Origin of the sequence: Salmonella sp. SAL4457 (assembly GCF_046548235.1) — a bacterium.
GTDB classification, from domain to species: domain Bacteria; phylum Pseudomonadota; class Gammaproteobacteria; order Enterobacterales; family Enterobacteriaceae; genus Salmonella; species Salmonella enterica.
This window is the reverse complement of sequence record NZ_JBGDZO010000001.1, coordinates 1041844-1062846: the sequence shown is the minus strand read 5'-3', so window position 1 is coordinate 1062846 and position 21003 is coordinate 1041844. Positions and strand designations below refer to the sequence as shown.

Annotated in this window: 29 protein-coding genes and 1 tRNA gene; 21 read left to right on the top strand and 9 right to left on the bottom strand. The window is 49.7% G+C overall.

Annotation, left to right across the window (positions count from 1 at the left end; genetic code table 11):
- The first annotated feature begins 99 nt into the window (after window positions 1-99).
- The 5 genes from ACLJNW_RS05485 to ACLJNW_RS05465 are packed head-to-tail and all read left to right on the top strand — an operon-like array spanning window position 100 to window position 4885.
- On the top strand, window positions 100-1734 hold the full coding sequence (locus tag ACLJNW_RS05485) for an ABC transporter substrate-binding protein (RefSeq protein WP_024154531.1): 1635 nt from the start codon (window positions 100-102) through the stop codon (window positions 1732-1734).
- Window positions 1734-2708, top strand: coding sequence for an ABC transporter permease (locus ACLJNW_RS05480; protein ID WP_001520270.1), 975 nt, complete (start codon window positions 1734-1736; stop codon window positions 2706-2708). Before ACLJNW_RS05485 ends, ACLJNW_RS05480 begins: the two co-directional genes overlap by 1 nt.
- A complete protein-coding gene (locus ACLJNW_RS05475; RefSeq protein ID WP_000966637.1) occupies window positions 2698-3510 on the top strand; it encodes an ABC transporter permease in 813 nt (270 codons plus the stop codon). Before ACLJNW_RS05480 ends, ACLJNW_RS05475 begins: the two co-directional genes overlap by 11 nt.
- Window positions 3504-4301 carry an ATP-binding cassette domain-containing protein gene (locus tag ACLJNW_RS05470; protein WP_000950207.1) on the top strand — a complete coding sequence of 266 codons (798 nt, stop codon included), beginning with the start codon at window positions 3504-3506 and terminating at the stop codon, window positions 4299-4301. Before ACLJNW_RS05475 ends, ACLJNW_RS05470 begins: the two co-directional genes overlap by 7 nt.
- Window positions 4295-4885, top strand: a complete 591-nt coding sequence (locus tag ACLJNW_RS05465; protein ID WP_001660244.1) for an ATP-binding cassette domain-containing protein — start codon at window positions 4295-4297, stop codon at window positions 4883-4885. The genes ACLJNW_RS05470 and ACLJNW_RS05465 overlap by 7 nt, the downstream gene beginning before the upstream one ends.
- 81 nt (window positions 4886-4966) lie before the next feature.
- Here ACLJNW_RS05465 and ACLJNW_RS05460 read toward each other — a convergent pair whose 3' ends face one another.
- A complete protein-coding gene (locus ACLJNW_RS05460; RefSeq protein WP_000456065.1) occupies window positions 4967-6100 on the bottom strand; it encodes a mechanosensitive ion channel family protein in 1134 nt (377 codons plus the stop codon).
- A 193-nt stretch (window positions 6101-6293) separates the two neighbouring features.
- Here ACLJNW_RS05460 and ACLJNW_RS05455 point away from each other — a divergent pair, with 193 nt between their 5' ends.
- The 6 genes from ACLJNW_RS05455 to ACLJNW_RS05430 all read left to right on the top strand — a co-directional run bounded on the left by ACLJNW_RS05455 (window position 6294) and on the right by ACLJNW_RS05430 (window position 10015).
- Window positions 6294-6620: a four-helix bundle copper-binding protein gene (locus ACLJNW_RS05455; RefSeq protein ID WP_001183699.1), complete on the top strand. Its 327-nt coding sequence runs from the start codon at window positions 6294-6296 to the stop codon at window positions 6618-6620.
- An 8-nt stretch (window positions 6621-6628) separates the two neighbouring features.
- Window positions 6629-6705: transfer RNA gene (locus ACLJNW_RS05450), tRNA-Arg, on the top strand.
- A 111-nt stretch (window positions 6706-6816) separates the two neighbouring features.
- Window positions 6817-7464 carry a metal-binding protein ZinT gene (zinT, locus tag ACLJNW_RS05445; protein WP_001537483.1) on the top strand — a complete coding sequence of 216 codons (648 nt, stop codon included), beginning with the start codon at window positions 6817-6819 and terminating at the stop codon, window positions 7462-7464.
- Between the two features lie 107 nt (window positions 7465-7571).
- Window positions 7572-8360 carry a cryptic aminoglycoside nucleotidyltransferase ANT(3'')/ANT(9) gene (gene aadA, locus ACLJNW_RS05440; RefSeq protein ID WP_023204046.1) on the top strand — a complete coding sequence of 263 codons (789 nt, stop codon included), beginning with the start codon at window positions 7572-7574 and terminating at the stop codon, window positions 8358-8360.
- Between the two features lie 144 nt (window positions 8361-8504).
- Window positions 8505-9098, top strand: coding sequence for a helix-turn-helix domain-containing protein (locus tag ACLJNW_RS05435; RefSeq protein WP_001562706.1), 594 nt, complete (start codon window positions 8505-8507; stop codon window positions 9096-9098).
- A gap of 68 nt (window positions 9099-9166) precedes the next feature.
- Window positions 9167-10015, top strand: a complete 849-nt coding sequence (locus tag ACLJNW_RS05430; protein ID WP_000190263.1) for a MerR family transcriptional regulator — start codon at window positions 9167-9169, stop codon at window positions 10013-10015.
- Between the two features lie 254 nt (window positions 10016-10269).
- Here ACLJNW_RS05430 and ACLJNW_RS05425 read toward each other — a convergent pair whose 3' ends face one another.
- Window positions 10270-10518: a biofilm/acid-resistance regulator YmgB/AriR gene (locus tag ACLJNW_RS05425; protein WP_000208086.1), complete on the bottom strand. Its 249-nt coding sequence runs from the start codon at window positions 10516-10518 to the stop codon at window positions 10270-10272.
- Window positions 10519-10596: 78 nt separating this feature from the next.
- A complete protein-coding gene (locus tag ACLJNW_RS05420; RefSeq protein WP_000908466.1) occupies window positions 10597-10752 on the bottom strand; it encodes a hypothetical protein in 156 nt (51 codons plus the stop codon).
- Between the two features lie 82 nt (window positions 10753-10834).
- Between ACLJNW_RS05420 and ACLJNW_RS05415 the strand changes: the two genes are divergently transcribed.
- From ACLJNW_RS05415 to ACLJNW_RS05390, 6 genes are all read left to right on the top strand, one after another.
- Complete coding sequence (locus tag ACLJNW_RS05415; RefSeq protein WP_000617990.1) at window positions 10835-11380, top strand: chorismate mutase; 546 nt, start codon at window positions 10835-10837, stop codon at window positions 11378-11380.
- A gap of 195 nt (window positions 11381-11575) precedes the next feature.
- On the top strand, window positions 11576-12214 hold the full coding sequence (gene leuE, locus ACLJNW_RS05410; protein WP_000457190.1) for a leucine efflux protein LeuE: 639 nt from the start codon (window positions 11576-11578) through the stop codon (window positions 12212-12214).
- A 172-nt stretch (window positions 12215-12386) separates the two neighbouring features.
- On the top strand, window positions 12387-12749 hold the full coding sequence (gene yeaR, locus ACLJNW_RS05405) for a DUF1971 domain-containing protein YeaR (RefSeq protein ID WP_001248993.1): 363 nt from the start codon (window positions 12387-12389) through the stop codon (window positions 12747-12749).
- A gap of 2 nt (window positions 12750-12751) precedes the next feature.
- Entirely contained in the window at window positions 12752-12934 is a 183-nt protein-coding gene (locus ACLJNW_RS05400) for a DUF1869 domain-containing protein (RefSeq protein ID WP_000513733.1), read from the top strand.
- Window positions 12935-13163: 229 nt separating this feature from the next.
- Window positions 13164-13805 carry a hypothetical protein gene (locus ACLJNW_RS05395; protein WP_001576139.1) on the top strand — a complete coding sequence of 214 codons (642 nt, stop codon included), beginning with the start codon at window positions 13164-13166 and terminating at the stop codon, window positions 13803-13805.
- Window positions 13806-14118: 313 nt separating this feature from the next.
- Window positions 14119-14367, top strand: coding sequence for a GlsB/YeaQ/YmgE family stress response membrane protein (locus ACLJNW_RS05390; RefSeq protein ID WP_000512149.1), 249 nt, complete (start codon window positions 14119-14121; stop codon window positions 14365-14367).
- Between the two features lie 138 nt (window positions 14368-14505).
- On the opposite strand, the gene ACLJNW_RS05385 is transcribed toward ACLJNW_RS05390, so the two are convergent.
- A complete protein-coding gene (locus ACLJNW_RS05385) occupies window positions 14506-14604 on the bottom strand; it encodes a YoaK family small membrane protein (RefSeq protein ID WP_001589065.1) in 99 nt (32 codons plus the stop codon).
- Window positions 14605-14799: 195 nt separating this feature from the next.
- On the opposite strand from ACLJNW_RS05385, the gene ACLJNW_RS05380 reads away from it, so the two are divergent.
- Together ACLJNW_RS05380 and ACLJNW_RS05375 are read left to right on the top strand one after the other, a co-directional pair.
- Window positions 14800-15051, top strand: a complete 252-nt coding sequence (locus ACLJNW_RS05380; RefSeq protein ID WP_000673492.1) for a DUF333 domain-containing protein — start codon at window positions 14800-14802, stop codon at window positions 15049-15051.
- Between the two features lie 68 nt (window positions 15052-15119).
- Complete coding sequence (locus tag ACLJNW_RS05375) at window positions 15120-15431, top strand: hypothetical protein (RefSeq protein WP_000487135.1); 312 nt, start codon at window positions 15120-15122, stop codon at window positions 15429-15431.
- Here ACLJNW_RS05375 and ACLJNW_RS05370 read toward each other — a convergent pair.
- Entirely contained in the window at window positions 15417-15764 is a 348-nt protein-coding gene (locus tag ACLJNW_RS05370; RefSeq protein WP_001222530.1) for a DUF488 domain-containing protein, read from the bottom strand. The genes ACLJNW_RS05375 and ACLJNW_RS05370 overlap by 15 nt on opposite strands.
- A gap of 118 nt (window positions 15765-15882) precedes the next feature.
- Window positions 15883-17067 carry a CynX/NimT family MFS transporter gene (locus tag ACLJNW_RS05365; RefSeq protein WP_000205343.1) on the bottom strand — a complete coding sequence of 395 codons (1185 nt, stop codon included), beginning with the start codon at window positions 17065-17067 and terminating at the stop codon, window positions 15883-15885.
- A 100-nt stretch (window positions 17068-17167) separates the two neighbouring features.
- On the opposite strand from ACLJNW_RS05365, the gene ACLJNW_RS05360 reads away from it, so the two are divergent.
- On the top strand, window positions 17168-17962 hold the full coding sequence (locus tag ACLJNW_RS05360) for an AraC family transcriptional regulator (protein WP_000579798.1): 795 nt from the start codon (window positions 17168-17170) through the stop codon (window positions 17960-17962).
- Here ACLJNW_RS05360 and ACLJNW_RS05355 read toward each other — a convergent pair.
- Window positions 17942-18388 (bottom strand): DUF441 domain-containing protein, encoded by a 447-nt coding sequence (locus ACLJNW_RS05355; protein ID WP_000460698.1) that lies wholly within the window; start codon window positions 18386-18388, stop codon window positions 17942-17944. The two genes, ACLJNW_RS05360 and ACLJNW_RS05355, sit on opposite strands and share 21 nt — an antisense overlap.
- A gap of 205 nt (window positions 18389-18593) precedes the next feature.
- On the opposite strand from ACLJNW_RS05355, the gene yoaI reads away from it, so the two are divergent.
- Entirely contained in the window at window positions 18594-18701 is a 108-nt protein-coding gene (yoaI, locus tag ACLJNW_RS05350; RefSeq protein ID WP_000272239.1) for a small membrane protein YoaI, read from the top strand.
- Here yoaI and ACLJNW_RS05345 read toward each other — a convergent pair.
- On the bottom strand, window positions 18698-19216 hold the full coding sequence (locus ACLJNW_RS05345) for a YbaK/prolyl-tRNA synthetase associated domain-containing protein (protein ID WP_010989016.1): 519 nt from the start codon (window positions 19214-19216) through the stop codon (window positions 18698-18700). The genes yoaI and ACLJNW_RS05345 overlap by 4 nt on opposite strands.
- A 49-nt stretch (window positions 19217-19265) precedes the next feature.
- On the bottom strand, window positions 19266-20759 hold the full coding sequence (dgcJ, locus tag ACLJNW_RS05340) for a diguanylate cyclase DgcJ (RefSeq protein WP_017440988.1): 1494 nt from the start codon (window positions 20757-20759) through the stop codon (window positions 19266-19268).
- Between the last annotated feature and the right edge of the window lie 244 nt (window positions 20760-21003).

Sequence of the window (21003 nt, the reverse complement as noted above, 5' to 3'; positions counted from 1 at the left end):
ATGATGTTTTTAAAAGATCGTCATACTTTCTGTTCTGCGTCAATTTTTTCATTACAAATGCTCGCCATAATGCCGTCCTCAGGAGGTCTCCCGACGTTTATGCTGCGCCGGGAGAAACAAAAACAACGCATAATCTGGGACAAATTGATGATTAAAGGCAAACTGGCGCTCGTGACGTGCGCGCTGACTCTGGTATTCACTTCGTCGCTTTTCGCCGCGTCGGACACGGCAGACGGTCGTACCCTGAAGCTGGCCATTGGCCCTGAGCCAACGGAAGGCTTTGATCCTATGCTGGGCTGGAGCCACGGCAGCTACTTATTGCTTCATGCGCCGTTGCTTAAGCAAAACGCCAACATGAGTTGGGGTAATTTACTGACGGAAAAAGTGGATACCAGCCCCGACGGTAAAATCTGGACGCTAACCTTAAAGCCCGGGCTGAAATTCTCCGATGGCTCGCCATTAACTGCCGAAGATGTCGTTTTTACATACAATAAAGCGGCGAAGAGCGGCGGTAAAATTGACATGGGCAATTTTAGCCATGCGCGAGCGCTGGACGCACGCCGAATTGAGATGACGCTGAGCCATCCGCAGAGCACCTTTGTGAATGTATTAGGATCGTTAGGGATTGTTCCGGCCAGCCGTTATGATGAAAAAACGTTCGCCCGCGAACCGATAGGCGCCGGCCCATACCGACTGGTCAGCTTTCAGCCGGGTCAGCAACTGATCGTTGAAGCTAATCCCTGGTATGCGGGTAAAAAGAATGACTTTAACCGGCTGGTTTTTGTCTTTCTGGATGAAGATAATGCTTATGCCGCCGCGCGCAGCGGACAGTTAGGTCTGGTGCGCATTGCCCCTTCTATGGCGGTGGCCCCGCAGCAGGATAATCTTAAACTCTGGGTACGCGATAGCGTTGAAAACCGGGGCATTGTCTTCCCGATGGTGCCTGCCGGTAAAAAGGATGCTAACGGTTATCCTGTCGGCAACGATGTGACCGCTGATGTCGCTATCAGACGCGCAATTAACTATGCCATTAATCGTAAGCAACTGGCGGAACAGGTGATGGAAGGCCATGCGATACCCGCCTATAGCGCGGTGCAGGGATTGCCGTGGCAAAATCCTTCAGTGATATTCAGCGATGGCGATATTGCAAAAGCGCGCGCCATCCTGGAAGAGGCTGGCTGGAAGATAAACAGTGCGGGCGTGCGTGAAAAAGCAGGTAAAGAAGCGCGTCTGACCTTATGGTATGCCAGTGGCGACAGCACCCGACGGGATCTGGCCGAGGCGGTGCGCGCCATGTTGCAGCCTTTAGGCATTGTCGTCTCGTTGCAGTCGGGAAGCTGGGAAACCGTAGAGCGCCATATGCACGCTAACCCTACGCTGTTTGGCTGGGGAAGTCTGGACCCGATGGAACTCTTCCATCACTACAGCGGGAAAGCCGCTGGTGTGGAATATTATAACCCGGGCTATTACAGCAACCCTGCGGTAGAAGCACATCTGAAACAGGCTATAGATGCGCCTGACTGGCAAAAGGCGATTCCTTTCTGGCAGCAGGTTGAGTGGGATGGGAAGCAGGGCGCGGGCGTCCAGGGCGATGCGGCATGGGCATGGCTGCTTAATATTCAGCATACCTATCTGGCCAACCCCTGTATTGATCTGGGAAAAGGCGCGCCAGAAATCCACGGTAGCTGGTCGGTGTTAAACAATCTTGATGACTGGACCTGGACCTGTCGGTGATGAAATTGTTCTTCAGTCATTTTTTGCGGCTGATTATTCTGTTGGTGCTGGTGGCTGCCGGCACCTTCATTTTGCTTAGCTTTTCGCCCGTTGATCCTATCCGCGCTTATATTGGCAACGATCTGCTCCATGTTCCACCAGAACAATATGCGCGGATTGCGGCGCGCTGGGGGCTTGACCAGCCGCTGTGGGAGCGTTTCGGTCACTGGTTTTGGCGTCTGCTCCAGGGTGACATGGGGTATTCCATGCTGTTCAACATGCCTGTCGCCAGCGTGATCCGGGAACGTTTTGCGACGTCATTCGCGCTGTTGGCAGGCGCCTGGCTATTGTCTGGTGTGCTGGGCGTGACATTGGGTTTTCTGGCCGGACGTTTTCTCCACCGCTGGCCGGATAAGATGATTTGCCGTATCAGCTACTTATTGTCATCGTTGCCCACTTTCTGGATAGCAATGCTGTTGCTGGCGCTGTTTGCCGTCCGCTGGCCGGTATTACCTGTTTGTTGCGCCTGGGACCCCGGAAATAATGCAGGAACAGCTCTTTTATCGGAACGTTTACGCCATCTTGTGTTGCCGGTATGTGCGTTAAGTCTGTTGGGCATGGGACAAATTGCGCTGCATACGCGAGAGAAAATAGCCAGCGTAATGAAGAGCGAATTTATTCGTTTTGCGCGCGCTCAGGGGGATAAAGGATGGTCGCTGTTACGTCACCAGGTGTTACGTCATGCGATTACCCCAGCACTCTGTTTACAGTTTGCTTCTCTGGGCGAACTGATGGGGGGGGCGTTACTGGCAGAAAAAGTCTTTGCGTATCCGGGGCTGGGACAGGCCACTATCGATGCCGGCCTGCGTGGCGATGTCCCGCTACTCATGGGAATCGTTTTATTCTGTACGCTATTAGTGTTTGCCGGAAATACGATTTCAGCCTGGCTTGTGGTGGTGCTTAATCGATCGCTGGAGCGTCCCGATGCTCTATAATCCTGCCCCGACGTTGTTTCGTCTGATCCTCTCCGTTACCTGTCTGCTGTTTATTGCCGGATACGGTTATGCCACGTTGAGCCAGCCGCCAGAGGTTAATCTGCTTGCCCGGCATCTGTCGCCTGATATCCAGCACTGGTTTGGCACCGATAATCTGGGGCGTGATGTATGGCTTCGTTGCTTTCAGGGGGCCTTCACCAGTTTACAAATTGGCGTTGGCGCCGCGCTGTGCAGCGGCGTTATCGCGCTAGTGATGGCGGCAGTGGCGCGCATTCATCCCCGGCTGGACCTCCTGATGCGGCTGATAACCGATGCTATGCTTGCCATGCCGCATTTACTTTTGCTGATCCTTATCTGTTTTACGCTCGGCGGCGGTAAAAGCGGCGTCATTGCGGCCGTGGCGTTAACGCACTGGCCCCGTCTGGCGCTGATTCTGCGCGCCGACGCGGAGCGGGTAGCGCAGAGTGACTACCTGACATTGACCTATCGTCTGGGGCATGGACACCTTTATTGCTGGCGATATCACTATTTTCCGGCGCTATTGCCGCAATGGTTGACGGGAACGTTATTGATGTTTCCTCATGCGGTATTGCACAGCGCGGCGTTAAGTTTTCTGGGGTTTGGGCTGGCGCCGCATGAGCCTTCGCTGGGGCTGTTGCTGGCGGATGCGTTACGGTTTATTAGCCATGGAAACTGGTGGCTGGTGCTGTTTCCCGGCCTAATGTTATTCACGCTGGTGATGCTCTTCGATCAGTTTGCGCGCGCCATTCAGCGGCTGTGGCTAAGGAGTGACGTATGCTGAGTTTACAACAGGTTACGCTGGAAAGCGCGCGTTATCGCTGGTATGGCGCGAGACGCTGGTCGCCGTTATTACAGAATGTCTCTTTTGATATCGCGCCCGGCGAAATGGTGGCATTGGTTGGCGGCAGCGGGGAGGGCAAAAGTCTGCTGCTGCAATGTCTGCTCGATCTGCTGCCGGAAAATTTACGCTTTCGGGGGGAGATTACGCTTGATGGCAACCGGCTGGACAGACATACCATCAGGCAGCTTAGGGGCAATACGTTTAGCTACGTGCCGCAGGGGGTACAGGCGCTTAATCCCATGCTGAATATCAGAAAACATTTGAACAGAGCATGTCATCTGACCGGACGCGCCTGGGATGAGACGCAAATGGTACAGCTATTACAGCAAAGCGATCTTGAACCGACAGTCCTGGAACGCTTTCCCCGCCAGCTCTCCGGTGGGATGGCTAAACGAATTCTGGCGTGCCACGCCTCGCTTAGCCAGGCACGTTATATTCTCGCGGATGAGATCACCGCCTGGCTTGATACGGCACTGGCAAACCAGTTGCTCGAGCACTTGCGAGGTCTCTGCGAGCGGGGATGCGGCGTGCTGTGGGTGACTCATGACCTGCTGCTGGCGGCGCGGTATGCCGATCGCATTGTGGCGCTGCATCAGGGTTATATCACGGACAATATCCGCTGCGAGCAGTTACAGCCGGAAGAGATGAGTGAGCCGTTAAAACGGCAATGGCAAGCATTGCCTGAACTAAACCCGTTATTTATGCCGACCGGAGAGGGAATAGAATGCTAAGCTGCCGCGACCTCGTTATTCGTCAGGGCGGGAAAGTCTTATGGCAGAACCTGACGTTTACGATTTCTGCCGGTGAACGGGTAGGAATTCATGCGCCAAGCGGAACGGGGAAAACAACGTTGGGGCGCGTCCTGGCCGGATGGCAAAAGCCGACGGCGGGCGACGTTCTGCTGGACGGCAGCCCGTTACCCCTGCATCAGTATTGTCCGGTACAGCTTGTTCCCCAGCATCCTGAACTGACGTTTAATCCCTGGCGAAGCGCCGGAGACGCTGTGCGTGATGCCAGGCAGCCTGACCTGGAAACGATGAGGCGTTTGCATGTGCAGCCCGAGTGGCTGACGCGTCGGCCAATGCAGCTCTCAGGCGGGGAGTTGGCGCGTATTGCGATACTGCGCGCGCTTGACCCGCGAACGCGTTTTCTGATTGCCGACGAAATGACGGCGCAACTCGATCCGTCTATTCAAAAAGCGATATGGGGATACGTGCTTGAGGTGTGCCGCAGCCGTTCATTAGGGATGTTGGTGATTAGTCATCAGTCTGCGCTACTTGATCAAGTCTGTACCCGCCATTTACAGGTGGAATAGCCGCAAGTCGTTTCTCCGCATTGCCGTGTCGCCGTTAACGCACCGGGAACCCATGGGTTCCCGGTATTGTCGGCAGAGATTTTACTGCATGACGCGTTTATCTGCGTTTTTTGCATCAGCGGTATTACTGTAGTCCCTGGTCTCTTCAACCTGTACAGGGGCTCTAACGACCAGACTTGGCAGCGCCAGTTCGATATCATTCTCAATGAGTTTTTCAATAATACGGATATTTATCTCTTGCTGAATATCCATGTATTTATTGTAATCCGCGGTATTGACGATATGCACCACCTCATAGGTCAGCCGATCCTGACCAAAGGCCAGTAGATGGGCGCGGTCGAATTGTGTTTCGCCGACATCGGTAATAATCTTTTTCACCATATCGCCGATGAGGCGTAACTTTTCCGGCGGTGTCGCAGTGGCGACGCCAAAAGTAAACACGATACGACGCGTTTGCATCCGCTTATAGTTGTGTATGGTTTGCTGCAACAACTGCGCGTTCGCACAAACGATCTGTTCGCCGCTGAGGCTACGGATGCGAGTGGTTTTCAAACCGATATGTTCAATCGTACCGGCTACATCATTAAAGACGACGAAATCGCCGATCTCGAAGGGCTTATCGAAACCAATCGACAGCGAAGCGAAGACATCGCTCAGAACGGTTTGTACCGCCAGGGCAATAGCAATACCGCCCACGCCGAGGCTGGCTACCAGTGCGGTAATATCCACGCCGACGTTCGCCAGGATGGAGAGCAACATCATAGACCAGACGAGCACGCGCAAAATCATACCAAGAATGACTAACGTCACCGGGTTTTTATTGGAGCCTGGGGCATACAGTAAATGACGCATCCATGACTGTACGCCCTGATCAAGCCAAATCGCCATTTGAATCGCAACCACTAAAAACCAGGCGTGAGAGAGGGTAGAGAATAACCGGTCGGGCAGGGCGACAAAGCGCAGGCTAAAGAGAAATGCGGCAAAAAAGATGAGCATCTTACTGGTCTTTTTCAGCATCTCGAAAACAATAGGCCGCAGCCGCCCATGAGCATCATCCTTTTTATCCGGGCGTTGTAGCGCTTTATAGACCACATTAAGTAGCCAGTTGATGAGCCAGTAAGTAATGAGGGTGACGAAAAAAACGACCGCCAGATTGATCCAGAACGTCGTTGACATCAGCATCGCAACGATATTTAGTCGTGCTAAATACTCCATTTTACCTCCGATGAAAAGCAGATGAACATTACAGTATAGACGTCACATCACGGAGGCCGATTTCCGGCTTTACTATTGCTGTTTTATTCAGCACTTTTGTTCAAAAAGTATGAAAAAGAGGGGTAGCCGTTTGGCTATCCCGGCGTTTCTGTGCAGACTTATCTACTCCTCTTAATAAAATAAGGAGTCATTTATGCAACAAGAACATCGTGAGTGTATTGAGCAGTGTTATGAATGCGCGGCGGCGTGTGATATCTGCGCCTCTTCTTGTCTGCGTGAAGATAACGTCGAAATGATGAAGCACTGCATCCAGTTAGATATGCAATGTGCGGCCATTTGTCGCCTGGCGGCGCAATTTATGGCATTGGAAAGCGAGTACTCACAAAAATTATGCCGCCTGTGCGCGGATATCTGCAAAGCCTGCGCCGAAGAGTGTGCAAGGCACGATCACGACCATTGCCAGAATTGCGCGCGGGCATGCAGCCAATGCGCAGACGCCTGCCTTAAAATGGCCGCGTAATTTTTCTTCCGCCATTAGCTCAACCGGATAGAGCATAGAGCTTCTACCTCTAAGGTTCGGGGTTCAATTCCTCGATGGCGGACCAGTTGATATCAAAAAAGGCCACCTGCGCGGTGGCCGCTGAGTTTCTGTTGAAATAAATGCAATGTTATAATATAACAATCATCTTTCTAAGAAAGATGAGGGTAACGTTTTGGTGATTCATTTAAAAAAACTGACAATGCTTCTGGGAATGCTGTTGGTAAATAGTCCTGCCTTCGCGCATGGTCATCATGCTCATGGCGCGCCGATGACGGAGGTTGAGCAAAAAGCGGCAGCGGGCGTGTTTGATGACGCTAATGTACGCGATCGCGCGCTCACCGACTGGGATGGTATGTGGCAATCCGTCTATCCTTATCTGGTCAGCGGCGAGCTGGACCCTGTCTTCAGGCAAAAGGCGAAGAAAGACCCGGAGAAAACGTTTGAGGATATTAAAGCGTATTATCGCAAAGGATACGCGACGAATGTTGAGACTATCGGCATTGAAAATGGCGTTATAGAATTCCATCGCGACAATAACGTTGCATCCTGTAAATACAATTATGCCGGCTATAAAATTCTGACTTACGCATCGGGTAAAAAAGGGGTGCGCTATCTGTTCGAATGTAAAGATGCGAATAGCAAAGCGCCTAAATATGTTCAGTTTAGTGATCATATCATTGCCCCGCGCAAATCGGCGCACTTCCATATCTTTATGGGAAATACCTCGCAGCAGGCATTGTTGCAAGAGATGGAAAACTGGCCTACCTATTATCCTTATCAGTTAAAGGCGAATGAGGTCGTTGACGAAATGCTACATCATTAAGTCTGATTGCAATGTTAAAAGCTCGCTATTCATAGCGAGCTTTTTTTCTGCCGTTATGCCATATTTCTGGCAATCAATATAAAAAATACCTGCGCCCCGGAGCAATGATGACGCTGTCCATACCGCCCTCGATTCAATGCCAAACGGATGCGGCGTGTCGCCTGATTACTCGTGTCACAGGCGATACGTTGCGTGCTATTCATTTATATGGTTCCGCTGTCGCGGGCGGTCTGAAGCCAAACAGCGATATTGATCTGCTGGTGACAATATGCCAGCCGCTGACGGAGACCCAACGCGCAACGCTGATGCAGGAATTGCTGGTGCTTTCATCGCCGCCGGGGGCGTCGGCAGAAAAACGCGCTCTGGAGGTCACTGTCGTGCTTTATTCGCAGCTGGTTCCCTGGTGTTTTCCACCTTCCAGGGAAATGCAATTTGGCGAGTGGCTAAGAGAGGACATTTGTCAGGGGATTTATGAACCAGCGCAGCAGGACTGGGACATTGTGTTACTGATAACCCAAATTCTGGAAACCAGTATACCGCTAAAGGGCGAACGCGCGGAACGGCTGTTCACGCCAGCCCCTGTGGCGCAGTTGCTGAAGGCCTTGCGTTATCCCCTCGACCTTTGGCAATCCACGGCAGATGTGCAGGGAGATGAGTATCATATCGTTTTAACCCTGGCACGTATCTGGTACACCCTTTCTACCGGGAGATTTACCTCTAAGGATGCGGCGGCTGACTGGCTGTTACCTCAGTTGCCGGAAGATTATGCTGCCCCGTTGCGTGCGGCGCAGCGTGAATATTTAGGTCTGGAGCAGCAGGACTGGCATATTTTGCTGCCTGCGGTCGTACGCTTTGTGGATTTTGCGAAAACGCACATCCCCACGCAGTTCACATAAGATGCCCCAGGACGTCTGTCAGGTTGCGCAAACGGCGTTCCTCAACTACTACTTAATAGGTTCTCATCGCTGAAGTAAGCAGATGATCTTATGCGGGCCATCGAATGGATATTCCCACATGGCTCTCGTTTTGTTGAGGTGGATATGACTGGTTCCGCATCATCTGTTTTAAAGACAGATACAAGACTATTGAGCGAAAACCTGTTTCTTAATTATGGTCTGGAGTCCTTATTTAAGGACGTCGCAATAATAGCTGGCAACGTAAATTATATTATTTTTGATATCGACGATTACTACACCGTACAGCAGTATATTACTTCCACATTTAAAACGGTACTCATTGGAATTGTTACCCATAATGAATATAACTTTATTGATGAACATCATGCTATATATCGAATAAAGGTCGATGCCTCTATTGCTGAGTGGCGTGAGTTACTGATTTTGGCCGCTGCTGGTCAATTTTTTCCCAGGTCAGAGAAAGTCAGATTAACGGCGAATGAAAGAAATGTTTTGGCGATGCTTGTTAAAGGAATGGATATCCGACAAATAAGCTGTGAGCTGAATGTACATTTAAAAACTATTTACTCAGTACGCTACCATGTTCTGACTAAATTAGGTTGTAGAACAGTTCTGGACTATCAAATACTGTCCGTTTCTAAAGCCTTTACGCACTGGCTTACAATAAATAATGTTGATAATGTAATTTCCCGTGTAAATAGTAAGGTCATTGCTTAATAATGATTTGCTTCTGATGGCGTTTAGGTTCACTATGCTTTCTTACATCATCATGAGGCCAGACAGGCATGGCTACTTTTAGTATTAGCGCAATGGCGGCGCAGTGTGGTGTCACAACAGCAAATATCAGGTCCTGGGAACGCTATGGCCTGCTTCAACCTACCAAAGATGAAGCTGGCAATCGTTTTTATTGCATAGAAGATGCTATCAGAATACAGCATATTATCGACGCGTTAAGCAAAGGCTTTTCATTAAAAGAGATTAAACCTGCCCTCTATGGTGAAGAAACGCATTGCCGCTCGGGATGGTTATTCTACCAGGAAGAGATTTTAGCGCAGTGTAGAAAATTCGAACCCGCCAAATTGCGAAAATTACTCTGGCGTTATGGTCGGGAAATTCCGCCGTGTATCGTCATTGAGTCAATACTGCGTCCTTTACGGCTGTGGTTGTCCGCAGGCGATGATGATGCACGCCGATTTGAAAAGGCATTACTGGATACTGCGATTATTGAATACGCCACGTTCCAGCTAAGTAGCGTACGAAAGGCGCCAGCAGGCACAATGCTTATTGCTGCGTTTTCGCTGAACGACCCCATTGAGCTATGGCTGGAAACGATTAAATATTGTAGTGAAGGTATGCGAGTTGAAGTCATCCCCTGGCAGGCGCCGATGCCCGATCTTTTATCAACGTCTTTCGAGCATATTGTTCTGTGGCATGATGAGACATTAACTCCCGCGCAGGAAAATCTTATTCAGGCTTTAAAAGAATCGGGTAAATTTAGTCTTCATGTGAAAAATGGCTCAGGCTTAACATTACTGCCAGCCGTATATCGGCAGCATGAGATGCCAGAAAGCATGCAGCATGTTGCACCGCAAATCCATGCAAACGGCTACGAAAAATCAGGCACCGCACGTTGAGGCATCTGCATTATTAACGAACAGGGGAGGAGTAAACCCCTCCCTTGTTTATACTCTTCATACTTCAAGTTGCTTATGTGTTGGCTACGGATTACTCGGCCCATCCATGGGCCTCGCCCTGACGGGCCGTCGCACGCGACGTTCAAATCTGCTCCCGGCAGATTTGTCGTTCACCCCAGTCATATAGTTATCTATGCTCCTGGGGACTCACTCCCTTGCCGCCTTTAAGCAACTCGAATTATTTTGGGTATATATTAGATGTCGTCAGGTGTCTGAAACAAAACGGCTTCTAAGGCATTACGGTAAATATCAAGCTGCACTACGTCTTTTTCTGTTTCCAGTTTTTCAATAAGTTTGGCGATGATATCCTTATTTGAGACATGCTGCTGCGATTGCAATAGTTCGTAAGTAATTTCCTGAATAGCTCGCTGTTCACATAACATATGTGCAGAAAAAGGATTGCCAGTACTATTTTGTTCGTTGACTAGTGTAATGGTAGTCATATTTCACCATATTCGATGTAAATTGAAGCCGATCTCCCTGAGCGGGGGAGAGAAATTAGTGACCTATTAAAGTTAGACCTATATCATAAAACTGTAATAAAAAATCATAAAAACGTGATGCGCATCACATTTGTGTGATTTGTTGTATATTTTATACACTTTAAATGAAGGTGAAGATTCCGCAGAATCAACGGCCTGTTCTTTTTTCTCACTCCAGTTTAAACGAATAAGCATTAATACCCATCTGTAATAATTACTTAATGTTATCTTAATAAAGGTAAATTACTGTCAGGCCTCCGTAAAAGGAGGTTGATTAATGATTCGTCATATCGCCATTTTTCTTTGTTCTTTATTGATGTGCAGCACCACTTTTGCCGATTCGGTAACGTCGGTATCGCTTGGCGCGCTCTTAACCGCGCTCAATGAACGCATGTTATTAATGAAAGATGTGGCTGCTTATAAAATGAAGCACCATCTGCCGATAGAGGATTTCACACGTGAACAAAATGTTTTTGCCGAGGCTGAAGAAGAAGCGAAAAATAACGGTCTGGACCCGCATTCGATAACCCCTTTTATTCGTTCGCTAATGGATGCCAGTAAAGCGATACAGTACCGCTATTTAGCGCAGTGGCGAACCGGCTCAGAACCCTCCTTTCCGATACAAACCTTGTCGGTCACCCGGCAACGTATTCGACAACTTGATAATCAAATGTTGATCATTATCAGCCAGCGCCTGATGGTCGGCGCTTTCAGCCATGAGGATATGGTGTGGCTGAGAACGCACTTTAATGCGCCGAATCTGAATGAGAGCGATATCAGTGATGTGTTGGCAGCCCTATCTTTGGTGCGACGCGCGCGTTAATCCCCCATGAGGAAACGTGGGCCAATACCTGGTGATTGCCTGCGGGGGCGCGATAAAAGAACGTTTTTGGGTGATGGGGATATAAGCGTGGCGGAATAGCGGCTGGAGAGACGTGGTTTCGCTTCCCATCTTCCGGTGCATTCGTTAGCATACTGTTTCGCAGCTAAGCGTAAATGTTTTCAGGAAGAGGTTAATGTGTTCGCGGAGTATGGTGTTCTGAATTATTGGACGTACCTGGTCGGGGCGATTTTTATCGTTCTGGTACCGGGGCCGAATACGCTTTTTGTGCTTAAAAATAGCGTGGGACGCGGGGTTAAAGGAGGATATCTTGCCGCATGCGGCGTGTTTATCGGCGATGCGATATTAATGTTTCTGGCGTATGCGGGCGTGGCGACGCTGATCAAAACAACGCCGGTTCTGTTTAACATTGTTCGCTATCTCGGCGCGTTTTATCTGCTCTACCTTGGCGCAAAAATCCTTTACGCCACTCTGACCTCAAAAGGGCGTGCGGCGACGGAAACGGTAGTTCCTTTTGGCGCTATTTTTAAGCGTGCTTTAATTCTTAGCCTGACGAATCCTAAAGCCATACTTTTTTATGTTTCCTTTTTTGTGCAATTTATTGATGTTACTGCGCCGCATACTGGGGTGTCATTTTTTATTTTGGCCACCACCCTTGAAATCGTCAGTTTTTGCTATCTGAGCTTTTTAATTCTTTCTGGCGCTTTTGTAACCCACTATATTGGTACCAAAAAGAAACTGGCAAAAGTGGGCAATTCTTTGATTGGCCTTCTTTTCGTCGGATTTGCCGCCCGGCTGGCAACGCTCCAGTCTTAACCACCTGGACCCGTCGTCAACGGCGGGTCATTGCTCTCCTTTCGGTTTTATTGCGTGGAAAACAGCAAAATAGTAACCAATAAATGGTATTTAAAATGCTGTTTTTGGAGCGTAACCTTTTTACGACAGCGATGAGATTATCGCTGAGTAACCTGCGGGAAGAGGGAAGCAAATGCGGCAAATTCCACAAAATCATATCCATACACGTTCCACGCCCTTCTGGAACAAAGAGACGGCGCCTGCCGGAATTTTCGAACGCCACCTTGATAAGGGAACGCGACCCGGCGTTTATCCTCGTCTCTCGGTGATGCAGGGGGCGGTCAAATATCTCGGATACGCTGATGAACATTGCTCTGAGCCGGAAGAGATCATGGTGATCAATGCCGGCGAGTTTGGCGTGTTTCCTCCGGAAAAGTGGCACAATATTGAGGTCATGACGGATGATACCTATTTTAACATCGACTTTTTTGTCGCGCCGGAAGTACTGATGGAAGGGGCGACCTCACGAAAAGTCATTCATGCCGGGAGAGAATAATAATGGGAAAAGCTACTTATACCGTCACGGTCACGAATAATAGCAACGGCGTCTCTGTGGACTATGAAACGGAAGCACCGATGACGTTGCTGGTACCTGAAGTTGCAGCAGAAGTTGTGAAGGATTTGGTCAATACCGTGCGTTCCTACGATACCGAAAACGAACACGACGTTTGCGGTTGGTAAGGATCTTGTAGTATCTATTTGATATAAAGTGATTTTTTAAATCAGAAGCCGCATCGCGCGTCGCCAGCGTGATGCGGTTTTTGCGTATTGAAAAGCGCTGTTTATTTACATCAGACATGGGTTGAAAAGAAACATTAAGAAAACATTAAGAATATCGCATTGTTTGCTAATGAGAGCGTATTCATAAAACTTATGATTGGGTATTAAAAACCAGAAGAGTCTTATAATCATGAAACTCGATACCCGATTAACTTCGTCAGCACTTACTCTTGCGCTTGCCGCTGTGGTCATCCCGTTTACGGCGGACTGGCAATTGCCTTTGCTTAACGGCGTGGTGGTCCGATGGATTGAAAACGGACAAGCGTTATGGTTACTGTTTGGGGCGCTATTTACCGCCTGGTATATACGGCCACTTTCCCGTCCCGAAGGGGCAAAGCAGTTTTGGCTATGGGCTGTTGTCTGGTGGGTGGTGCTATTGGGTAGAAGCACCAGTTGGGGGCGTGACTATTTCCCTGACGAGCCGCGTATGCTGTTCAGAACGATTTCAGTGCTATTAATTGCTGCGTTAGTCTTGCCAGTCCTGTTTTCTGCCGGGCTCCGTAAGGAGATTGTTCGTCGCCTACGGGACGCTCCTCTGCCATTGTGGCTGTTTACCGTGACGGCATGTTCATATCTGATTTCCGACACTGTCGAGCATCATCGGTGGTTGTCGCCGATATTCCTGCATAACGCTCGTTACACAGATTTGATTGAAGAGCTTTATGAAGTGCCATTTATGATCGGTTTGTTTATGGTGACCGTGGTGTTTATGCAGCAGGACAAGCAGGATGAATGTACGGCGCTGGAGATGACCCCGTATCACGCAAAATAGCGCGGCTGAAAAAGACCATGAATTCGACATGGGATAGATAGCGGTTAGCAAAAAAAGCCCGCACTCGGTGAGGCGGGCAAATAATACTGGAAGCAATGTGAGCAATGTCGTACCGAACAGGTGGGTTATAAACTCAACCACTCGGTATTGATAAAGATAATCGTTATCATTAATGATTGCAACCCTGATATTTATGCGCTTTTATCCACGACGCTAAAAGGTGATGGACATCACAAACTTCACTTTCCTGACGATGTGCTATTCTTTTTAACGGCAAATAAACCGCTAACGTTAAGACATAAGTGAGGAAAAAATGGGCATTCTTTCATGGATTATTTTTGGACTTATTGCGGGTATTTTGGCTAAGTGGATCATGCCAGGTAAAGATGGCGGCGGATTCTTTATGACGATCATTCTGGGGATCGTTGGTGCGGTAGTCGGAGGATGGATCAGTACGTTCTTTGGCTTTGGCAAAGTGGATGGTTTCAACTTCGGCAGCTTTGCAGTCGCGGTGATCGGCGCGATTGTCGTGCTGTTAATCTACAGAAAAATCAAAAGCTAAACGCAGAACTTTCAGAGATAATAAAGGCTACGACAGGTAGCCTTTATTATTCAAAATGAATTTACCACCAGCCCAGTTCGGTACCCGCCACCGCAATTAGCGCGATGCCCATCAACACCATCGTTGTTTTCCTCATGGTTATGCTCCCGGCGCGGCGTAACCGCCAATAAAAAACCATGCCAAAAATAATATTGCCGTAATGAAAATGACGACAGGGAAGAGGATACCCACTCTCATGCTATTACCTTCACTGTTCAGGGGGCGCCAGAATAGCAGGGTTTTCTCAGCGACAAAAGGTCGGTTGCTTTGTGACAGGGCGTGGTTATTACTGACTTAACCCGGGATAAACACCCACTAAAGCGCTGACAGAAAGTATGGAAATAGCGTACCCGCCAGGTTATCCTGGACAAAATATCGCTTTAAGGAGTCGTTATGAAATTTACGTGGATTGCGTTGCCAGGCGTATTGCTGCTGAGCGCTTGTTCATCGTCGCAACCCAACGCCCCCAGGCCGCCGCGTATTGGGATGCCTAATCCGGCAGCCGTCTACTGTGAGCAACAGGGCGGTACGCTGATGCCAGTGCAGACCCCACAAGGCGTGCGTTCCGATTGCAAATTGCCCAATGGCGAAATCATTGATGAGTGGACATTATGGCGCAGAGAGCACCCTGATACGAAAAAGTGACAACCTGCGGTCCGACGGGATATGATTAAGAACAATCTGATAATGAGTTTCATGCGGCGCAAGAAAATATGTTTCAGTTAAAGCCGGGCGCGTTGGCAATAGTTATTGGCGCTAAGACAACCGCCGGACGGCGGAATATTGGTAAATCGGTTGAGCTATTTTGCCTGTGCCAACCCGGAGATGAATTCATTAATCCGGTAAATGGACACGTCACCTTACTGCCGAAAGAAGCGCCTCGGGCGCTGTGGCTGGTTACGGGCGACGTAGCCTCCGCCGATGGTCAGCACGGTTTTGCCTGGGTGCGAGCAGAACATTTGATGCCGTTGTCCCCGGACAGACAACCAGGCCAGGCGGCGGCACGACAATCACAGCTCTCGTAGCCACTCTGCCAGCACAATGGCATGGTTCTGGCGAGTATCTTTAGCGGCGTATAGCAACGTTAGCGGCTGGTGTCGGGCAATATCCGCCAGCCGTTTGCCTTCGTGATGCTGTTGCGCAAGTTCTGCCCGGTATTGCTGCGCGAAGTGGTTAAAATCAATCAGTTCGCTATGAAAGGCTTTGCGCAATTCGGTGGAGGGCGTAATGGCCTTATTCCATTCATCATAGACCAGCGCCGATTTTTTAATGCCGCGTGGCCATAGCCTGTCAACCAATACCCGATAACCATCGTCTTTTTCCGCCGGGAAATAGACGCGCTTACACTGGATTCGCATTTTTCCCTCCTGTGATGGTGTCGCTTACGGTACTTTTGTCGGATAGCGGTAATGATTTTAATGGATCAGGCCTGATAAACGAAGCGTCATCAGGCATTCAAGTGGGTATCAGGTTTATTTATGACGCTATCTCTCGATCGCGTCCGGCGTAGAGGCCGAAAATCGCCATGATGATAGCCAGAACCGTTACGCCCGATAGCGGCAGATACCAGCTACCGCTGGCATCATGAAGTTTTCCCATGACGGGCGGCCCACATGCCGCCAGTAAATACCCGACCGACTGCGCCATGCCGGAAAGCGCCGCCGCCTGATGCGCCGAACTGGCGCGCAGGCCGATAAACGTCAGGCCGAGGATCATCGTCGCGCCTGAACCGAAGCCGAACAGTAGCGTCCAGATGATCGCCTGGCCCGGCACAAACCAAAGCCCCGCCGCGCCCACTGCGCACAAGAGTGAGACCAGCGCGGCAATCCAGCGTTGATCGTTAAAGCGAGGCAAAATAAGCGGAATGGCTAACCCAGGCGCCGCGGTCGCCAGTTGCAGCAGGCCATGTAGCGATCCTGCCTGTGCTTCGCTGTAACCGTGGCTGATGAGTATTGTTGGTAACCAGCCGATAATTACATAATAAATCAGTGAGTTAAGTCCCAAAAACAACGTAACTTGCCAGGCTAAAGGCGAACGCCAGATACCGCGTTCATGTAATGCCCGGGAGCTACTCAGGTTAGCTGAGCGGGTAGTGCGCCACTGCGGCAACCAGATAAGAAACGCCAACAGCGGAAACAGCATCAGCATTAACAGCGCGCCGCGCCAGCCAAAACCGTGCAACGCCAGCGGAACCACCAGCGCGGACCCCAACGCGGCGGCGGCGCCCATCGTCAATGAATACGCGCCCGTCAGCCTGGCGACATGTTGTGAAAAATCGCGCTTAATCAATCCTGGTAGCAGCACATTACCCAGCGCTATCCCGCACCCAATAATGGCAGTTCCGGCAAACAACAATGCAGCGGAGGGCAGGGAGCGGAGAGCAATACCCGCGCAAATCAGCAGCATTGCGGCAAACAGACTGCGTTCCATCCCAAACCGGCGGGCAATACCGGCCGCCAGCGGCGAAACCAGTGCAAACGCCAGAAGCGGCAAGGTTGTTAGCAGGCCCGTCTGGGCGGTGGAAAGACCGTAATCCGAACGGATTGTCTCCAGCAACGGCGCAGCGCCGGTAAATGTTACGCGCAGCGTAGTGGCTATCATCAAAATACCGGCAATCAGTAAAGCGCCCTGTTTGCCGCGTGGTGAAAGGGCTGTCGTCATCGTTTTCTCATCTCGTCAGGCGAGGCGATACCTTAACAGTTTTTACTGTTTGGATGAATCAAGCTAAAATGACAATTTATCGCTAAAATCGGACAATATAATGATTGGTCTGAGACTGGACGGTTACGATCCCGACCTTCACCACGATGCCGCTGTGGCCTTTTGTATTCGCGCCAGGGATGATGAACTGTTTAGCCCTCGCCATCAGCATCGCAAGGGACAGTTGATTCTCGCTCTGCACGGCGCGATTACCTGCGAGGTGGAAAATGCGATGTGGATGGTTCCGCCCCAGTATGCCGTCTGGCTCCCCGGCTCGCTGCCGCACAGTAATCATGTGACCGCAGGGGCGGAACTGTGCTTTTTATTTATTGAACCTGCAGCGGTCGTCATGCCGGAGCGTTGCTGCACGCTGAAAATTTCGCCGTTATGCCGGGAGTTGATTTTGTCGCTGGCGCGCAGAACCGATTCCGAAAGAGCGCAAATGCCAACGCAGCGCCTTATTCAGGTGTTGTTTGATGAACTGCCGCAGCAGCCGCAGGAACAATTGCAATTACCGGTATCGGGGCATCCTAAAATTCGCCAAATGGTTGAGACAATGGCGCAGGAGCCCGCGCGATGGAATACGTTAGGGCAGTGGGCCAGCGTATTCGCGATGAGCGAGCGTAACCTTGCCCGGCTGGTCGTCAAAGAGACGGGACTAAGCTTTCGTCGCTGGCGTCATCAGTTGCAATTAATTCTGGCGCTACAAGCGCTGATCGCGGGGCGTAATGTACAACAGACGGCGCAAATGCTGGGTTATGATTCCACCACGGCATTCATTACCATGTTTAAAAAAGGCCTGGGGCAGACGCCAGGCCAGTATCTGACGGGCGAGTTACTGCTTCCCCACAATTAAAGAGACCAGCCCCGCCGCAATCAGTGGGCCGACCGGCACGCCGCGAAACAGCGCGACGCCAAGTACCGTACCGACCAGCAGCCCGGCGACGAGCTGCGGTTGGTTTCCCATCAGCGTAATGCCGCGACCGCCCAGCCAGGAGACGAAAACGCCGACAGCAATCGCGACCAGCGATTTCCAGTTCACAAAAGAGTGGATCAATGTGGAGGGCGGTAGGGTTCCGCTGGCGATGGGAGCCATTACGCCGATGGTCAGAATGATAATCCCGACGGTGAGTCCCTGTTTTTCAATCCAGGGAAAAAAGGTATTCAACGGGGTTACGCGGACAATAATCAGCACCAGAATTGAGACGGCGACAGTGGTGTTGTGGCTGATAAATCCCAGAGCTGCCAGTCCGAGCAGGATCAGCAGAGTGACATCAAACATTATGGTTTCCTTGCCAAAAAGTAAGCCTGACTACTTTACGCCCAAACGGGAAAGCGCACAGGCCTTTTTAACGATTGATGCGGATTTCAGGCAACTGCCTGAAAGACAATCTCTACGTGAAAAACGGCGTTATCATTAAATTGTCATCAACGCCGCGTATTGCTAACAGGTGAACCGTCATTGTTGTCTTCCTGAGGATACAATTATGTACGATCCACCGTTTCTTGAAGCGCTGATGATTACGGCGTCGTTTTTCGCCATTTTTATCATTATCGTTGTGTCGGTATTGCTCCTTGAAGGGGAAGGGGACTAAGCCGTTGGCGATGACTGAAAGCGGCGGAAGACTGCCAGTTCTGGTCGGGCGATGCGCAGATAGTCCTGTGTATTCATAATGACTGATTTTTCCAGCAGGCCGGCATTAAAGGCAATTTCATCGAAACGCTCAAACAGAAGCGGATCGGCGACCAGTTTCAGATTAGGGTGAAAACTGAAAGGCGGGATCGCGCCAAAAACGCAGCCGGTCAGCATATCGACTTCCGCCGGGCTGGCAAGGGAAGCGCGTAAGCCGCCCAGATGTGAAGCAAGCTGAGAGAGGTCGGCTTGCTGATCGGCCGCCAGAATAGCAAGAACGTGCTGGTTGACGCCGTTGCCTTTGACTTTACAGACCAGCGCTTTTGCGCCCTGGCCCAGCGCAGTACCGCGTATTTCAGATACCGCTTCGCATTTCCCTACCGCTTCATGGTTCACCACACGATAGCGCGCGTTCTCCTGGGTTAATAAAGCCACTAAACGTTGGTGTGTAGCGACACCCTTTGCGACTTCAGTCATTTCGGCCATTTCTTACTCCTGGTGCAATATGAACATTTACTGCGAAGCACTATGATGAACGATGTTGTTTTTGTTGTTTGTTCAGATAGAGCTGCGCATCGGAAGCCTGGTAGGCATCATTAATCGTATCATTGGGCTGCATATTATAAATCCCGGCAGAAAAATGGACTGTCTTATCCGGTGCGATAATTTGCAGGTTACGAATAATACGCTCCGGCAGATGGATAGCCAAATCCGCCGCGTAATCAACAAGAATAATACAGAACTCATCGCCGCCGAGGCGAATGGCGTAATCGCTTTTACGAATCGATGTTTTAATCGCTTTCGCCAACAGGGTAATAATTCGGTCGCCTTCCTGGTGCCCCTGGGTATCGTTGATCAGTTTTAACCTATCGCAATCAATAGCGACAAATGTCACCGGCGTCCCGGCATTGACCAGGCGTTGCAGTCGCTGTTCCAGCTCCGGTGTTAATATTTTACGGTTGTAAAGCCCGGTCATGGCATCGCTAATATTTTCGCGTGTGACGTTGCGATAAAGCCGAAAGTGCATCCGTACCATATTAAGCAGGAGCGCCGTTGCCAGTAAGTAAAAGGCCAGCGCTTTCCAGGACGAGACAAGGAAATAGGTTAAATCAAGGGACAACGAAACGCGCAGTCCACCAGGGATATCATGGCTATAATTCACATATTGAAACAGATTATTTTTGCTTTGATTAATAATAATTTCTTTTCCGGAGTCCATATCCTTTAGTGTTACGTTAAGATAACGCCAAACCAGCGGACGGTCCTGGGTATAAAAAATATTTTTTAAATTATCCTGGTTAACATCCACCATCACGATACCTTTTAACGTTCCCGCCAGATAGACTGGCGTTAAAAAGCTCATGACGTTTTCCTGGGTAATATCATCCATGTAAATACTTGAAATAACCGTACGGCCGGTAAAAAGTTTATCTATATCTTTTCTGTTAATACCCATTGTGCCTTTTTGTAAAAAAGTCCAACGATGCATGGCGAAGCGCCGTGAGTTGATTAAATCATAGAAATAGACATAATGTTTATTTAAATCAACGTAATAACGGAATTTAAGCTCCAGTGTGCCCAGCCCGTGACTGTGGTCGTCCTGCGAACGGTTGATGCTTACCGCCTGATCAAATGCAGGCAGTAAAAGGGCGTCATCAAGATTATCGGTACATTGTGTAGCGGCAGTTTGCAGGGTGCCATGTAGCGCCGGGTAATTATGCCGGGTCAGGTTGACACCGTGCGTACCGTTAATAGCCTCAAAGGCGTCGCAAAACGCGCGGCGTTTTTCTGCGGTGACGGGGTCTCCCGGCGCTTCAAAAGTTCGCATCAAATGTGCGGCGATGCTCTGATTCTGATACTTATCGTACAAAAACGACGAATCGGCTCTCTCCATGATATAACGCATATAGGCATTCATTGCCCTGTCGCTAGCAATAAGTTCGTAAATCAGGAAGGACGATGTCAAAACGATGACGCTTGCCGAGATAAAGTGCCTGAGCGCTTTATGATGCAAATTCATGATGAACTACAGCCCTGAAAGTCGGATGCGTTAGTTTACCATAGCGATGAGAATTCCTCTAATAGACTGTTTAAAAATAAAACGTGTTGATGTTATGAAATAAAAATCATTCTCGATTTAATAAATTCAATAATATGTGATGTTGATATTTTCAGTCGTAACTATTGTCGCAAAAAGTAAATTGTTAATTAACGGCATCGATTTAACACTAACGAAAATCAAATGGTTTTTATGACTTTTTTGT

Excerpts from the sequence above, each read along its gene's own strand:
- ACLJNW_RS05485 (WP_024154531.1), top strand. The coding sequence starts at position 100 with ATGCTGCGCCGGGAGAAACAAAAACAACGCATAATCTGGGACAAATTG.
- ACLJNW_RS05480 (WP_001520270.1), top strand. The coding sequence starts at position 1,734 with ATGAAATTGTTCTTCAGTCATTTTTTGCGGCTGATTATTCTGTTGGTG.
- ACLJNW_RS05475 (WP_000966637.1), top strand. The coding sequence starts at position 2,698 with ATGCTCTATAATCCTGCCCCGACGTTGTTTCGTCTGATCCTCTCCGTT.
- ACLJNW_RS05470 (WP_000950207.1), top strand. The coding sequence starts at position 3,504 with ATGCTGAGTTTACAACAGGTTACGCTGGAAAGCGCGCGTTATCGCTGG.
- ACLJNW_RS05465 (WP_001660244.1), top strand. The coding sequence starts at position 4,295 with ATGCTAAGCTGCCGCGACCTCGTTATTCGTCAGGGCGGGAAAGTCTTA.
- ACLJNW_RS05460 (WP_000456065.1), bottom strand. The coding sequence starts at position 6,100 with ATGGAGTATTTAGCACGACTAAATATCGTTGCGATGCTGATGTCAACG.
- ACLJNW_RS05455 (WP_001183699.1), top strand. The coding sequence starts at position 6,294 with ATGCAACAAGAACATCGTGAGTGTATTGAGCAGTGTTATGAATGCGCG.
- aadA (WP_023204046.1), top strand. The coding sequence starts at position 7,572 with ATGACGCTGTCCATACCGCCCTCGATTCAATGCCAAACGGATGCGGCG.
- ACLJNW_RS05435 (WP_001562706.1), top strand. The coding sequence starts at position 8,505 with ATGACTGGTTCCGCATCATCTGTTTTAAAGACAGATACAAGACTATTG.
- ACLJNW_RS05430 (WP_000190263.1), top strand. The coding sequence starts at position 9,167 with ATGGCTACTTTTAGTATTAGCGCAATGGCGGCGCAGTGTGGTGTCACA.
- ACLJNW_RS05425 (WP_000208086.1), bottom strand. The coding sequence starts at position 10,518 with ATGACTACCATTACACTAGTCAACGAACAAAATAGTACTGGCAATCCT.
- ACLJNW_RS05420 (WP_000908466.1), bottom strand. The coding sequence starts at position 10,752 with ATGCTTATTCGTTTAAACTGGAGTGAGAAAAAAGAACAGGCCGTTGAT.
- ACLJNW_RS05415 (WP_000617990.1), top strand. The coding sequence starts at position 10,835 with ATGATTCGTCATATCGCCATTTTTCTTTGTTCTTTATTGATGTGCAGC.
- yeaR (WP_001248993.1), top strand. The coding sequence starts at position 12,387 with ATGCGGCAAATTCCACAAAATCATATCCATACACGTTCCACGCCCTTC.
- ACLJNW_RS05400 (WP_000513733.1), top strand. The coding sequence starts at position 12,752 with ATGGGAAAAGCTACTTATACCGTCACGGTCACGAATAATAGCAACGGC.
- ACLJNW_RS05395 (WP_001576139.1), top strand. The coding sequence starts at position 13,164 with ATGAAACTCGATACCCGATTAACTTCGTCAGCACTTACTCTTGCGCTT.
- ACLJNW_RS05390 (WP_000512149.1), top strand. The coding sequence starts at position 14,119 with ATGGGCATTCTTTCATGGATTATTTTTGGACTTATTGCGGGTATTTTG.
- ACLJNW_RS05385 (WP_001589065.1), bottom strand. The coding sequence starts at position 14,604 with ATGAGAGTGGGTATCCTCTTCCCTGTCGTCATTTTCATTACGGCAATA.
- ACLJNW_RS05380 (WP_000673492.1), top strand. The coding sequence starts at position 14,800 with ATGAAATTTACGTGGATTGCGTTGCCAGGCGTATTGCTGCTGAGCGCT.
- ACLJNW_RS05375 (WP_000487135.1), top strand. The coding sequence starts at position 15,120 with ATGTTTCAGTTAAAGCCGGGCGCGTTGGCAATAGTTATTGGCGCTAAG.
- ACLJNW_RS05370 (WP_001222530.1), bottom strand. The coding sequence starts at position 15,764 with ATGCGAATCCAGTGTAAGCGCGTCTATTTCCCGGCGGAAAAAGACGAT.
- ACLJNW_RS05365 (WP_000205343.1), bottom strand. The coding sequence starts at position 17,067 with ATGACGACAGCCCTTTCACCACGCGGCAAACAGGGCGCTTTACTGATT.
- ACLJNW_RS05360 (WP_000579798.1), top strand. The coding sequence starts at position 17,168 with ATGATTGGTCTGAGACTGGACGGTTACGATCCCGACCTTCACCACGAT.
- ACLJNW_RS05355 (WP_000460698.1), bottom strand. The coding sequence starts at position 18,388 with ATGTTTGATGTCACTCTGCTGATCCTGCTCGGACTGGCAGCTCTGGGA.
- yoaI (WP_000272239.1), top strand. The coding sequence starts at position 18,594 with ATGTACGATCCACCGTTTCTTGAAGCGCTGATGATTACGGCGTCGTTT.
- ACLJNW_RS05345 (WP_010989016.1), bottom strand. The coding sequence starts at position 19,216 with ATGACTGAAGTCGCAAAGGGTGTCGCTACACACCAACGTTTAGTGGCT.
- dgcJ (WP_017440988.1), bottom strand. The coding sequence starts at position 20,759 with ATGAATTTGCATCATAAAGCGCTCAGGCACTTTATCTCGGCAAGCGTC.